The sequence below is a fragment of the Rathayibacter sp. PhB179 genome (assembly GCF_004345345.1).
GTDB classification, from domain to species: Bacteria; Actinomycetota; Actinomycetes; order Actinomycetales; family Microbacteriaceae; genus Rathayibacter; species Rathayibacter festucae.
Genome location: NZ_SLVD01000003.1, coordinates 151,675 through 165,425 on the forward strand (window position 1 = coordinate 151,675; position 13,751 = coordinate 165,425).

The window sequence follows — 13,751 nt, forward strand, 5'->3', positions numbered from 1 at the left end:
CGCGATGGATGAGAGGAACGAAACGCGCGCCGGTCCGAGTCGACTCGGACCGGCGCGCGGCGGACCCCTACTCGGCGTCGCTGAGCGTGATCAGCAGCGAGGACGCGCCGAGGTCGACCTCGGTGTCGCCGGGCTGGACCGCGTACTCGCCCACGGCGAGGAGCGACTCCGCCACCTCGGGCAGCGGGACCCGCGCCGACGACTCGCCGACGTTGATCGCGATCGTCACCCGGCCACGGCCCAGGGTGAGCCAGCGCTCGTCCTCGTCGAGCTCGACACGCACCGAGCCGAAGCGCGGGTCGGTCAGCTCGGGGAAGCGGCGGCGCAGCGCCGCCAGCTCGCGGTAGACGGCGAGGGTGCGCGCACCACGCCCCTCCTCCGCCTCAGACCAGTCGAGCTTGGAGCGCTCGAACGTCTCGGGGTCCTGCGGGTCGGGTACGACCTCCGGGTCCCAGCCCATCTTCGCGAACTCCGCGATGCGGCCCTTCGCCGTCGCCTCGCCCAGATCCTTCTCCGGGTGCGAGGTGAAGAACTGCCACGGGGTGGACGCCGCCCACTCCTCGCCCATGAAGAGCATCGGGGTGAACGGGCCGAGCAGCGTCAGCGCGGCGGCTATCGCCAGCCGGCCCTCGTCGAGGGTCGCGGTCAGCCGGTCGCCGATCGCCCGGTTGCCGATCTGGTCGTGGTTCTGGCTGCAGACCACGAGGCGCCAGGTCGGCATCCGCTCGGTGTCGATCGGGCGGCCGTGGTGCCGACCGCGGAACGTCGAGAGGGTGCCGTCGTGGAAGAAGCCGCGGGTGAGGACCTTGCCGAGCGCGCCGAGCGGCGCGAAGTCCTCGTAGTAGCCGGTCGTCTCGCCGGTGAGGGCGACGTGCACGGCGTGGTGGAAGTCGTCGCTCCACTGCGCGTCGAGCCCGTAGCCGCCCGCCTCGCGCGGGGTGATCAGCTTCGGGTCGTTGAGGTCCGACTCCGCGATCAGGGTCAGCGGGCGCCCGACGTCGGCCGAGAGCACCGCGACCTCGGCGGCCATCTCCTCGAGCACGTGCACGGCGCGCTCGTCCGAGAGCGCGTGCACCGCGTCGAGGCGCAGGGCGTCGACGTGGTAATCGCGCAGCCACATCAGCGCGTTGTCGAGGATGTAGCCGCGGACGACGTCCGAGCCCTCCCCGTCGAGGTTGATCGAGCTGCCCCAGGTGTTGGCCTTCTCGTTCTTCAGGTACGGGCCGAACTCGGGCAGGTAGTTGCCGCTCGGGCCGAGGTGGTTGTAGACCACGTCCTGCACGATGCCCAGTCCCGCGCGGTGCGCCGCGTCGACGAAGCGCTGGTACGCCTCCGGTCCGCCGTAGGCCTCCGAGACGGCGTACCAGAGGACGCCGTCGTAGCCCCAGTTGTGCGTGCCGTTCACCGCGTTGACCGGGAGGATCTCGATGAAGTCGACGCCGATCGAGCGCAGGTGCTCCAGCCGGCCGGCGGCCGAGTCGAGCGTGCCCTCGGGGGTGAAGGTGCCGATGTGCAGCTCGTAGATCACGGCCCCCGCCAGCTGGCGGCCGGTCCAGGCCTGGTCGGCCCACTCGAACGCGCTCGGGTCGTAGCTGCGGGAGAGCTCGTGGACTCCCCCGGGCTGGCGGCGCGAGCGCGGGTCCGGGAACGGCCCCTTGCCGTCCACCAGGTAGCCGTAGTCGACCTCGCCGGTCGCGGCGACCGACCCGGAGACCCGCCACCAGCCCTCGTCGCCGAAGCGGGCCATCGCGACCGTCCCGCCCGCACCCATGGCGAGCTCGACGGAGGACGCGTCGGGCGCCCACACGTCGAAGCGCTCGGGTCCGGAGACGGGCAGGGCGTAGCGGTAGGGCGTGGTGCTGATCACGGGGTTCTCCAGGGTCGTTCGAACGGGGTCGGCAGGAAGGGACTCGCCGGGTCAGGCGACCGGCGCGAGCAGGGCGACCGGGTAGCCGCCGCCGAGGATCTCCGCGACGGCGGTCGGCCCGCCGGCGAAGGTGCGCCCGGTGAGGACGTCCACGACCGGGTGCCCGGGCAGGACGATCAGGGTCTCGCCCCAGCCGCCCTCGGCCGCGAGCCGCGCGGGCAGGCGGGTGGCGACCGTCAGCGCACCGCCGCGGTCGAAGGCTATCGCGTGCTCGGCGGCCGGCCCGATGGCGGGGACGGCGGCGTAGCGCGTGAACAGCTCCGGCCGGTCGCGGCGCAGGCGCAGGGCCCGCGAGGTGACGAGCAGCTTGGCCGCGCCCTCCGCGTCGATCTCCGGCAGCCAGCCGCCGTCGATCCGCTCGAGCAGCGCCCGGCGCTCGGCGAAGTCGACCGGGCGGCGGTTGTCGGGGTCGACCAGCGACGTCTCCCACAGCTCGCTGCCCTGGTAGACGTCCGGGATGCCCGGCGCCGTCAGCTGGACGAGCTTGGCCGAGAGGCTGTTCGACCAGCCGTCGGCCGAGACGCGCGCCACGGTGTCCTCGATCAGGCGGCGCACGGCCGCGTCATCGAAGGCGGCGTCGACCGCCGCGTGCATCCGCTTCTCGAACGCCTCGTCCGGAGCGGTCCACATCGTCGAGCTGCCGGCTTCGCGCGACGCCTTCTCGGCGTAGGCGTGCAGGCGCTCGCGGGACGCGGGCCAGGTGCCGACGATCGCCTCCCAGAGCAGGTGCTCGACCGGTCCGTCGCCGAACCCGGCGTGCTCGTGCAGCGAGCGGAGCGTCTCGGCCCAGGCCTCCGCGCCCTCCGCGAGGGCGGTGATGCGGGCGCGGGTGTCCTCGCCGCGCTTGGTGTCGTGCGTCGACAGCGTGGTGAGCGAGGCCGGGAAGGACGCCTGGCGGACGCCCTGGCGGCGGTGGAACTCCTCCAGGTCGATCGCGAACTCGTCCGGGTCGGCGCCGACCTCGTTGAGCGAGGTGAGGCGGCTGTAGCGGTAGAACGCCGTGTCCTCGACGCCCTTCGCCATCACCATGCCGGAGGTCTGCTGGAAGCGGACCGACACGGGGGTGCCGGTCTCCTCGAGCAGCGCGGCGACCTCGTCGATCGTCGCGGCGATCTCGGGGCGGCGGTGCCGCGCGTCGAGCCGAGCGTGCTCGAGGTGCTCGCCGCCGTAGGGCAGGTAGCTGCGGTAGACCGGGAAGGTCGCGAGCAGCTCGGCGATCGCGTCGTCCGCGCCGTCGACCTGCGGGATCAGACGGGCCAGGCGGAGCACCTCGGAGCGGAGGATGCCGTCGGCGATGCCGCGCTTGGTGTCGTGGATCAGGTCGGCCCAGTCCACCGGCTCGCCGCCGCCGCCCAGCTCCGCGTCCAGGCCCTCGAGCACCGGACGGGCGTCGGGGTCGACGAGGATGCGGTCGATGTCGGCGAGCGCGTCGTAGCCGGTGGTGCCCACGGTCGCCCAGTGCGCGGGCAGCTGCTCGTCGCCCTCGAGGATCTTCTCGACCCAGACCGGCGCGCCGTCGATGGCGCGGGCGAGGTCGTCCAGGTAGCCGCCCGGGTCGGCCAGGCCGTCCGGGTGATCGACGCGCAGGCCGTCGGCCAGGCCCTCGGTGAACCAGCGGACGATCTCGCGGTGCGAGGCCTCGAAGACCTCAGGCCGCTCGACCGTGATCGCGGCGAGGGTGTTGACCGCGAAGAAGCGGCGGTAGTTCAGCTCGGCGTCGGCGCGGCGCCAGTTGACCAGCTCGTAGCTCTGGCGGGCGTGCACGGTGCGGCCGGAGTCGCCGGGCCCGGCGGTGCCGGGCGCGATCGGCAGGCGGTTCTCGTAGTAGTGCAGCTCGTCGCCGACGACCTCGAGCGCATCGAGCTCGCTGTCACTGTCGCCCTCCGAGGCCCCGTCGCCGAGGATCGGCACGCGCAGCTTGCCCGCACCCGCCGCCCAGTCGATGTCGAACGCCTCGGCGTAGCGGGAGTCCCGGCCGTGCTTCAGCAGGTCCCACCACCAGGCGTTCTCCACCGGCGTCGCGACGCCCATGTGGTTCGGCACGATGTCGATGAGGACGCCGAGGCCCTCCTTCCTCGCCGCCGCGGAGGCGTGGGCGAGGCCCTCGCCGCCGCCGCGGGCAGGGTCGACCTGCGAGTGGTCGACGACGTCGTAGCCGTGGTCCGAGCCGGGCTCAGCGGTCAGCAGCGGCGAGAAGTACAGCCAGTCGGCGCCGAGAGAGCGCACGTAATCGGCCACCGTCGCGGCCTCGTCGAGATCGAAGCCGGAGCGGATCTGGAGTCGGTAGGTGGAGGCGGGCAGTCGCAACGTCAGGCTCCTGTCGAGGGTGCGGTCGCGGAGTCGGTCGACTCCTCGTGGGGGCTGGTGTGGCCCGTGGTGGTGATGATCGGGATGGCCGAGGTGGCGGCGAGCGAGGCCAGCGAGGCGGCGACCGAGTGGTCGACCTCGGGCTCGGGGGCGCTGTGCTCCTGGAGGATCACGAGCGACTTCGCCTGCACGGTGAGCAGCGCGCCGGCGGGACGCGGGACCGAGTCGGCCTCCGCTCCGGCGGTGTCGACCAGGACGGCCCACTCCACTGCGTACTCGTCGCTCGGGATGGTGAACTCCACGTCCACGTCGTCGGCGTTGAAGTAGAGCAGGAAGCTGTCGTCGACGACCGGCTGGCCGCGCTCGTCGCGCTCGCGGATGCCGTTGCCGTTGAGGTAGATGCCGACCGAGCGGTCCAGGCCCGAGTCCCAGTCCGACGGCGTCATCTCGGTGCCGTCGGCCTTGAACCAGACGATGTCCGGCAGCGGCTCGCCGGTGCCGCGGAGGACCGGGCGCCCGTCGAAGAAGCGGCCGCGGCGGAAGGTCGGGTGCTCGGCGCGGAGGCGGATCAGCGCCGCGGTGAACTCGACCAGGGGCTTGTCCGCCTTCTCCCAGTCGATCCAGGTCAGCTCGCTGTCCTGGGCGTACGTGTTGTTGTTGCCGTTCTGGGTGCGGCCGAGCTCGTCGCCGTGCAGGATCATCGGCACGCCCTGCGAGATGAGCATCGTCGCGAGGAAGTTGCGCTGCTGGCGGGCGCGCAGGCCGAGGACCTTCGGGTCGTCGGTGGGGCCCTCGGCGCCGTGGTTCCAGGAGCGGTTGTGCGACTCGCCGTCGTTGCCGTCCTCGCCGTTGGCGTCGTTGTGCTTCTCGTTGTAGGAGACGAGGTCGCGCAGAGTGAAGCCGTCGTGCGCGGTGACGAAGTTGATCGAGGCGACCGGGTAGCGGCCGGAGCGCGCGTAGAGGTCGGCCGAGCCGGTGAGCCGCGAGGCGAACTCGCCCAGGGTCGAGGGCTCGCCGCGCCAGAAGTCGCGGACGGTGTCGCGGTACTTGCCGTTCCACTCCGTCCACTGCGGCGGGAAGTTGCCGACCTGGTAGCCGCCGGGGCCGACGTCCCAGGGCTCGGCGATCAGCTTGACCTGCGAGACCACCGGGTCCTGCTGGACGAGCTCGAAGAAGGTGGAGAGCCGGTCGACGTCGTAGAACTCGCGGGCCAGCGCCGAGGCGAGGTCGAAGCGGAAGCCGTCGACGCGCATCTCGGTCACCCAGTAGCGCAGCGAGTCCATGATCAGCTGCAGCGAGTGCGGGTGGCGCACGTTGAGGGTGTTCCCGGTGCCGGTGTAGTCCATGTAGTAGCGCTTGTCGTCGTCGACCAGGCGGTAGTACGCCTCGTTGTCGATGCCGCGGAACGACAGCGTCGGGCCGAGGTGGTTGCCCTCCGCGGTGTGGTTGTAGACCACGTCGAGGATGACCTCGATGCCTGCCGCGTGCAGCGCCTTCACCATGCTCTTGAACTCCTGGACCTGCTGGCCCAGGTCGCCGGTGGCGGTGTAGGTGTTCTGCGGCGCGAAGAAGCCGATCGTGTTGTAGCCCCAGTAGTTCGAGAGGCCCTTCTCGATCAGCGTGGAGTCGTTGACGAACTGGTGCACCGGCATCAGCTCGAGGGCGGTGATGCCGAGGTGCTTGAGGTGCGCGATCACGGCGGGGTGCGCGACGCCGGCGTAGGTGCCGCGCAGCTCCTCCGGCACGTCGGGGTGGCTCTTGGTGAGCCCCTTCACGTGCGCCTCGTAGATCACGGTGCTGTCGTACGAGGTGCGCGGGCGGCGGTCGCCGGCCCAGTCGAAGAACGGGTTGATGACGACGCCCATCATCATGTGCGGCGCCGAGTCCTCGTCGTTGGTCGAGTCCGGGTCGCCGAACGTGTACGAGAAGAGCGACTGGTCCCAGTCGATCTCGCCCGAGACGGCCTTCGCGTACGGGTCCAGCAGCAGCTTGTTCGGGTTGCAGCGGTGTCCGCCGTCCGGGTCGTACGCGCCGTGGACGCGGTAGCCGTAGCGCTGGCCGGGCTGGACCTGCGGGAGGTAGCAGTGCCAGACGTAGGCGTCCGACTCGAGCACCTCGACGCGCGTCTCGGTGCCGTCCTCCTCGAAGAGGCACAGCTCGACGCGCTCGGCGGCCTCGCTGAAGAGAGCGAAGTTCGTGCCGCTTCCATCGAAGGTGGCGCCCAAGGGGTAGGCGGTTCCGGGCCAGGTCTCCACGAGACTCCTCTGAGTTCTGGTCTCGGGCGATCCGGGGGAGGCCGACGGGCGGTCTGCGGATGCCCGACGTCGGGGGTGATGGTCCATCACCTTCGCGACGGACCGACTGCCCAGCTTAGCGAGAGGCTCCTCCCGCGCTTCCGGGGAGGCCACGCTCAGACAGTACGGACCCCGCCGATCCGCGGCGAGGGCTGGACCGCCCGCCACACATCCAGTAGAGATCCGCCGTTCTCGCGGCTCAGTGCGAGCCGATCCGCTTCCGCAGCAGGTCGATCCGCGCCTGCAGCTGCGTCACGCTCGCCTGGGCGACCGCGGGCCCGCCGCAGAGCCGGCGCAGCTCGGTGTGCACCTGGCCGTGGGTCTCCCCCGTGTTGCGCGCCCAGAGCCCGACGAGCGAGTTCAGCAGGCTGCGCTGCTCCTTGAGCGTGCGGTAGAGCGGCGCAGGGATCTCGCTCTCCTTCGCCTCCGCCGGAGCCTGCGCGCCGTGAGCGCCGGCGCGCCCGCCCGCGCGCTTGGCCTGCCGCTGCTGGCGGTGCTGCAGCAGCTCGCGCACCTGCTCGGGCTCGAGCAGTCCGGGCAGGCCGATGAAGTCGAGCTCCTCCTCGCTCTCGACCTCCACCTCCATGCCGAACTCCGCGCCCTCGTACATCACGCGGTCGAAGGTGGCGGCCGAGCCGAGCGACTCGAAGCGGCCCTCCTCGAGCAGGTCGGAGGACGCCTTGGCCTCGCGCTCCGCGTCGGCCATCAGGTCGGCCTCGGGGTACTCCTCGTCGTCCGAGACGCGTCGGTCGAGGGCGTGGTCGCGCTGCTGCTCCATCGAGCCCGCGAGCGCGAGCAGCCCCGGCACGTTGGGCAGGAAGATCGAGGCGGTCTCGCCGCGGCGCCGGGCCCGGACGAAGCGCCCGATCGCCTGCGCGAAGAACAGCGGGGTCGAGGCGGAGGTGGCGTAGACGCCGACGGCGAGGCGCGGCACGTCCACGCCCTCCGACACCATCCGCACGGCGACCATCCACCGGCTGTCGCCCTTGGAGAACTCCTCGATCCGGTCGCTCGCCTCCTTCTCGTCGGAGAGGACGACAGTGACGGGCTGGCCGCTGATCTCGCGGAGCATCGCCGCGTAGGCGCGGGCCGCGTAGTGGTCGGTCGCGATGACGAGGCCGCCGGCGTCGGGGATCCCGCGGCGCACCTCGGTCAGCCGGGTGTTCGCCGCGCGCAGGACCGAGGGGATCCACTCCCCCTTGGGGTCGAGCGCCGTTCGCCAGGCCTGCGAGGTGATGTCCTTGGTGTTGCCCTCGCCGAGCCGCGCCTCCATCTCGTCGCCGGCCTTCGACTTCCAGCGCATCTGGCCCGCGTAGACCATGAAGAGCACCGGCCGGACGACACCGTCGGCGAGCGCGCGGCCGTAGCCGTAGGCGTAGTCGGTCAGCGAGGTGCGGATGCCCTCCTGGTCCGGAAGGTAGCTGACGAACGGGATCGGCGCGGTGTCGGAGCGGAACGGGGTCCCGGTGAGCGAGAGCCGGCGGGCGGCCGGCTCGAAGGCCTCGCGGATCGCGTCGCCCCAGCTCAGCGCGTCGCCGCCGTGGTGCACCTCGTCGAGGATGACCAGCGAGCGGCCGGAGAGGGTCAGCTCGCGGTGCAGCTCGGGCCGCACGGCGACCTGCGCGTAGGTGACGGCGACGCCGTGGTAGTGCTTGGCGTGCCGGCCCATCCGGTTGGTGAAGGTGGGGTCGAGCCGGATGCCGACGCGGTGCGCCGCCTCGGCCCACTGGCGCTTGAGGTGCTCGGTCGGGGCGACGACGGTGATGCGGTCGACGGTGCGGTTGTGCAGCAGCTCGGCGGCCAGCCGGAGGGCGAACGTCGTCTTGCCGGCGCCGGGCGTCGCGGCCGCGAGGAAGTCCCGCGGCTCGTGCTGGAAGTAGGCCTCGAGGGCCTCCGCCTGCCAGGCCCGCAGCTTGTTCGCGGTGCCCCACGGCGCCCTGCCGGGGAACGACGGGGACAGGTGCTCCGCGGCGGAGGTGCCGACCTGATGACCGAAGTTCGAGGGACTGTTCACGTGGACCGAGGCTAGCCGACACCTCCGACGCCGAGCGCCGGTCCGCGCACCCACGGGGCAGGGCCCGGCGTGTCGGGATCGTCCGGGCGACGGACCCCCTCCGCCCGCTCGGAGCGCAGAATGGAGGGATGGTCGAGCAGCGTCATCCGTGGTCCCGCTACGTCGCCCTGGGCGACTCCTTCACCGAGGGGATCGGCGATCCCGAGCCCTCCAGCCCCGGCGGTCACCGCGGCTGGGCCGACCGCGTCGCGGAGGTGCTCGGCAGTCAGAACGACGACTTCGCCTACGCGAACCTGGCCGTGCGCGGGCGGCTGCTGCAGCAGATCGTCGACGAGCAGATCGAGCCGGCTCTCGCGCTGCGCCCGGACCTGATCACCATCTCCGCGGGCGGCAACGACGTCATCCGTCCCGGCACCGACCCGGACGACATCGCCCGCCGCTTCGAGGAGGGACTGGCGCGGCTGCGCTCCGACGGCGCGACGGTGGTGCTCTTCACCGGCGTCGACGTCAGCTTCTCCCCCGTCTTCGCGCGGATCCGCGGCAAGGTGGCCATCTTCAACGAGAACCTCCGCGCGCTCGCCGAGCGCTACGACTGCATCGTCGCCGACCAGTGGTCGCTGCAGGAGATCCAGGACGTGCGGATGTGGGCGCCGGACCGCCTGCACCTCAACCCGCACGGCCACCACGAGGTGGCGCGGATGGTGCTGAAGGCCCTCAACGTCGAGAACACCCTTCGCCCGTTCGCTCCGGAGCCGGCGCCGACGCCGACCTGGCGGGCCGCCCGCCGCGAGGACGCGAAGTGGGCCCGCGAGTACCTCGTCCCCTGGGTGCTGCGCCGGGTGCGCCACCAGTCCTCCGGCGACTTCATCACCGCCAAGCGGCCGGACGCCGGCCCCTACCTGCAGCGCCCGCCCGAGTCGATCCCCGGCACCCCCGTCCCCGGCAACGCGACCCCGGAGGAGGTCGCCGCCGACATCGCGACGGCCGGCGTCCGCATCGTCATCGACGACACCGACTCGTAGGCGGCCCCTGCTGGTCGCGGAGCCGCGCAGCGGCCACGCCATGCTGGTCGAGCAGCCGCGGAGCGGCGCCGTTGCATGCTGGTCGAGTAGCCGCGGAGCGGCGTATCGAGACCCACCCTGCTGGACACGGCGGATCTCGATACGCCCTCTCCGAGGGCTACTCGATCAGCATGGAAACTGCGCGCGTCGCAGACGCGCTCCTCATCCCTGCTGGTCGAGGGAAGCGGCGTCTCGGGACCCGCCTAGCCGAAAAGCTCGCCCGGATTCGTCACGCGCCAGCCGAACCCCGGGTCCTCGATCGTCCCGTCCGCGACGAGCGGCACCGGGTACGCCTGCCCGTTGACGGCGACGTTCACGGTCCCGACCTCCTGCCCGTCCGCGACGACCTCCACCGGATCGAGCGACACGCTCGTGGTGACCGTGGTCGCGCCCCAGACCAGGAGCGACTGCGCCTCGCTGCTCTCCGCCACCGCCGACTCGCCCCAGGCGCTGGTGTAGCTGCCGAAGTCCTGCCCCTCCTCGGTCAGCGTCACCGTCCGGAAGCCCGCCTCGACGGTCGGGATCAGCGTCAGGACGTCCGCCGCGAGCTGCGGATGCGTCCGCGCCCCCACCACGACGCCGACCATCGTGACCGGCCGTCCCTCGACCGTGGTGTCGAGCGAGAACAGCAGGCACGCGCCGGCCTCGTCGGTCGTGCCCGTCTTGATCCCGTCCACCCCGGCCTGCCCGAGCAGCTTGTTGGTGTTCTCGACGGTCCCCACTCCCGGGATCACCGCGGACGGCAGGGCGACGATCGGCGCGAGCACCGGATCGCCGATCAGCAGCTCGCCGAGCACCACCATCTCGAGGGTCGTGCTGACGGTCGCCGGCGACAGCCCGCTGGTGTCCGCCACTACGGTGCCGGTGAGTCCGCGCTCGTCCAGCCAGGTGCGGGCGGCGGCGAGGTAGCCCTCCTCCGAGCCGAAGGCCCAGACGGCGAGCGACTTCGCGTAGTTGTTGGCCGAGGGCAGCATCAGCACGGTCAGCGCCTCGCGCTCCGTGAGCTCCAGCCCGGCCGAGACCGGCGCGACCGAGCCGTTCTCGGCGACGGAGTCGTTGTAGTAGCCGACGTCCGTGCTCGTGAACGCGATCGTCTCGCCGTCGGTCCCCTCCGCGATCGGCTTCGCCGACAGCACCACCAGCGCCGTCACCACCTTCGCGATGCTGCCGATCGGCAGCTGCCCGGTCGAGCCGTAGGTGGAGAGCATCCCGCCGTCCGCCGGCCCCTGCACGCCCACCGCCGAGATCGCCCCGGCGCCGTACGACGGCCACGCGACCGCGGGCGCGTCGATCACCGTGGGCGGCGTCTCCTGCACGACGGCCGTCGCGACCGGCAGCTCGGCCCCTGCCGCGTTCGCGGCGTAGGCACCGCTCGCGCTGATGAGCACGGCCGCCAGAACGACGCCGATGACCGCGAGCGGACGCGGGCGGCGGCGCCGGGGTGCCTCGGGCGCGGGCGCAGGCGTGACGCTGCCCACGACGTCGATCGGCGAGCGGTCGGGGCGCGTCGGAGAAGTCACCCGGTCATCGTAGGCGGACCCCCGCCGGACACCGCGGAGGCGGCGCGGGGCGGCCGCCCGCCGTTCCGCGCCGCCTGTCCGGAGCAGACGGCTCAGCGCAGTCGGCTCAGCGACCCCGCGTCAGCGCCCAGAGCGCGACGGCGCTCGCCGAGGCCACGTTCAGCGAGTCGACCCCGTGCAGCATCGGGATGGTCACCACGGTGTCGGCCGCGTCGAGCGCCGCCCGGCTCAGCCCGTCGCCCTCGGCGCCCAGCACGATCGCGACGCGCTCGGGCCGGTCGGCCGCGTACTCGTCCAGCGGCACCGCGTCGGGCGCGAGCGCCAGGGCGGCGACCGAGAACCCCGCGGCGAGCAGCTCGGCCCGCGCCGGCCCCCACTCCGGGATCCGCGTCCACGGCACCTGCAGCACCGTGCCCATGCTCACCCGCACGCTCCGCCGGTAGAGCGGGTCCGCGCAGCGCGGGCTCACCAGCACCGCATCCGCCCCCATCCCGGCCGCCGCGCGGAAGACGGCGCCGACGTTGGTGTGGTCGACGAGGTCCTCGAGGATGACGACGAGCCGCGCGTCCTCGAGCAGCGACGCCATCGACGGCAGCTCCGGACGCCGCATCGACGCGAGCGCCCCACGGTGCAGGTGGAACCCGGTCAGCTCCTCGATCATCGCGTCCGGCCCGACGAACACCGGCACGTCCGGGAAGCGCTCGAGCACCTCCGCCGCGTCCGGCAGCCGCTTCTCCTGCACCAGCACCGACTTCGGCACGTGCCCGGCGTCGAGCGCGCGGACGATCACCTTCGACGACTCCGCGATGTAGAGGCCGCCCTCGGGCTCGAGCACCCGGCGCAGCGCCACGTCGGTCAGGCGGTGGTAGTCGGCCAGGAGCGGGTGGTCGAGGTCCTCGATGTGCACGATCGGCATCCCGGAACCCTAGGGCACGGCGCGGTCTAAACTGGCCGATGGAGTGCCCGCGTGCGCGGGTGTCCGAGGGAGGCGTGGATGGAGTCGGGTCCGACACCGATCGCCGACGGCAGCAGTGCCGATCAGGCCGACGAGCAGCGGGCCGACCTGCAGCGGGCCGATCTGCAGCGGGCCGATCTGCAGCGGGCCGATGAGCAGCGCTCCGCCGCCCTCGATCGCACCGTCGAGCTCCTGGCCGGCCGCCGCATCGCCGCCGTCACCGGCGCGGGCGTGAGCACCGACTCCGGCATCCCCGACTACCGCGGCGCGGGAGCCCCCGTCCGCAGCCCGATGACCTACTCCCAGTTCGTCGCCGACCCCGACTACCGCCGCCGCTACTGGGCCGGCAGCCAGCTCGGCTGGCGCCGCTTCACCGCCACGCTGCCGAACGACGGCCACCGCGCCCTCGCGCGGCTCGAGGAGCGCGGCTTGCTCACCGGTGTCGTCACCCAGAACGTGGACGGCCTGCACGTGCGCGCCGGCTCGCAGCGCGTCGTCGACCTGCACGGCTCCGCCGACCGCGTCCGCTGCATGACCTGCGGCCAGTACTTCGCCCGCGACGCGATCGCCGAGCGCATCGAGGCGCTCAACCCCTGGCTCGACGACCCCGACATCTCCTCGCTCAACCCCGACGGCGACGCCGAGGTGCACGACGTCTCGGCGATGACCGTCCCGGAGTGCACGGTCTGCGGCGGGATCCTCAAGCCCGACATCGTCTTCTTCGGCGAGTTCATCCCGACCGAGCGGTTCGAGGAGGCGCGCGCCATCGTCGCGGGCGCCGACGCGCTGCTCGTGGCCGGCTCGTCCCTCGTCGTCAACTCCGGCATCCGCTTCCTCGAGATCGCCCGGCGCGCGAAGATGCCGATCGTCATCGTCAACCGCGGCACCACCAAGGGCGACTCGCGGGCCGGCATCAAGATCGACGGCGGCACGAGCGAGGTCCTCCGCGCCCTCGCCGAGCGCCTCCCGTCGCGCTGACCCACCGCTCCCCCACCACCCGAGAGGCCCTCGTGACCCAGCTCACCCTCGTCCGGCACGGCCAGACCGACTGGAACGCCGCCCGCCGCATCCAGGGCGCGAGCGACATCCCGCTGAACGACACCGGCCGCTCGCAGGCCCGGGCCGCCGCCCGGCTGCTGCGCGAGCGCGACTGGGACGTCGTAGTCGCCAGCCCGCTGCAGCGCGCGCACGAGACCGGGGCGATCATCGCCCGTGGTCTCGGCCTGCCCGAGCCCGAGGTCGTCGAGGGCGTCGCCGAGCGCGCCTACGGCGAGGCGGAGGGCATGACCGGCGACGAGCTCCGCGAGCTCTTCCCCGGCGGCATCGAGGGCGCCCGCATCCCCGGCTGCGAGACCCGCGCCCAGGTCGTCGAGCGCGCCACCGCCGCGCTGCTCGAGATCGCCGAGCGCTTCCCGGAGCAGCGCGTGATCGTCGCGACGCACGGCGCCGTCATCGGCAGCCTGCTCCGCGCCCTCAGCGAGGACGAGCTGCCGGCCCAGGGCACCACGGTCGGCAACGGCTCGCGGCACGACTTCGCGATCGTCGACGGCTCCCTGCAGATCGTCGCGGTCGACGACTCCGGCGACGTCGTCGTCGTCGACGCCGATCTGCAGTCCGACCTGGACGACGTGCTCAGCCCGAGCGCCTCCGCCTGACGCCCGGCCCGGCGCCGC

9 protein-coding genes are annotated in these 13,751 nt (G+C 72.6%); 3 read left to right on the plus strand and 6 right to left on the minus strand.

Features of this window, described 5'->3' with window-relative positions; genetic code table 11:
- Window positions 1-67: 67 nt before the first annotated feature.
- The 4 genes from treZ to EDF43_RS07970 all read right to left on the minus strand — a co-directional run bounded on the left by treZ (window position 68) and on the right by EDF43_RS07970 (window position 8,542).
- Entirely contained in the window at window positions 68-1,867 is a 1,800-nt protein-coding gene (gene treZ / locus EDF43_RS07955) for a malto-oligosyltrehalose trehalohydrolase (protein WP_279389003.1), read from the minus strand.
- A 51-nt stretch (window positions 1,868-1,918) separates the two neighbouring features.
- Window positions 1,919-4,234: a malto-oligosyltrehalose synthase gene (gene treY, locus EDF43_RS07960; protein WP_132436223.1), complete on the minus strand. Its 2,316-nt coding sequence runs from the start codon at window positions 4,232-4,234 to the stop codon at window positions 1,919-1,921.
- A 2-nt stretch (window positions 4,235-4,236) separates the two neighbouring features.
- Window positions 4,237-6,489: a glycogen debranching protein GlgX gene (gene glgX, locus EDF43_RS07965; RefSeq protein WP_132436224.1), complete on the minus strand. Its 2,253-nt coding sequence runs from the start codon at window positions 6,487-6,489 to the stop codon at window positions 4,237-4,239.
- Window positions 6,490-6,727: 238 nt separating this feature from the next.
- A complete protein-coding gene (locus EDF43_RS07970) occupies window positions 6,728-8,542 on the minus strand; it encodes a DEAD/DEAH box helicase (protein WP_123733110.1) in 1,815 nt (604 codons plus the stop codon).
- A 128-nt stretch (window positions 8,543-8,670) separates the two neighbouring features.
- On the opposite strand from EDF43_RS07970, the gene EDF43_RS07975 reads away from it, so the two are divergent.
- Window positions 8,671-9,564, plus strand: coding sequence for an SGNH/GDSL hydrolase family protein (locus EDF43_RS07975; RefSeq protein WP_132436225.1), 894 nt, complete (start codon window positions 8,671-8,673; stop codon window positions 9,562-9,564).
- 242 nt (window positions 9,565-9,806) lie between these two features.
- On the opposite strand, the gene EDF43_RS07980 is transcribed toward EDF43_RS07975, so the two are convergent.
- Entirely contained in the window at window positions 9,807-11,123 is a 1,317-nt protein-coding gene (locus EDF43_RS07980) for a D-alanyl-D-alanine carboxypeptidase (RefSeq protein ID WP_132436226.1), read from the minus strand.
- A 106-nt stretch (window positions 11,124-11,229) separates the two neighbouring features.
- A complete protein-coding gene (locus EDF43_RS07985) occupies window positions 11,230-12,039 on the minus strand; it encodes an RNA methyltransferase (RefSeq protein WP_132436227.1) in 810 nt (269 codons plus the stop codon).
- Window positions 12,040-12,117: 78 nt separating this feature from the next.
- On the opposite strand from EDF43_RS07985, the gene EDF43_RS07990 reads away from it, so the two are divergent.
- Together EDF43_RS07990 and EDF43_RS07995 are read left to right on the plus strand one after the other, a co-directional pair.
- Entirely contained in the window at window positions 12,118-13,056 is a 939-nt protein-coding gene (locus EDF43_RS07990) for a Sir2 family NAD-dependent protein deacetylase (protein ID WP_132436228.1), read from the plus strand.
- Window positions 13,057-13,088: 32 nt separating this feature from the next.
- Entirely contained in the window at window positions 13,089-13,733 is a 645-nt protein-coding gene (locus EDF43_RS07995; RefSeq protein ID WP_165909054.1) for a histidine phosphatase family protein, read from the plus strand.
- Window positions 13,734-13,751 lie beyond the last annotated feature (18 nt).

Excerpts from the sequence above, each read along its gene's own strand:
- EDF43_RS07975 (WP_132436225.1), top strand. The coding sequence starts at position 8,671 with ATGGTCGAGCAGCGTCATCCGTGGTCCCGCTACGTCGCCCTGGGCGAC.
- EDF43_RS07985 (WP_132436227.1), bottom strand. The coding sequence starts at position 12,039 with ATGCCGATCGTGCACATCGAGGACCTCGACCACCCGCTCCTGGCCGAC.
- EDF43_RS07990 (WP_132436228.1), top strand. The coding sequence starts at position 12,118 with ATGGAGTCGGGTCCGACACCGATCGCCGACGGCAGCAGTGCCGATCAG.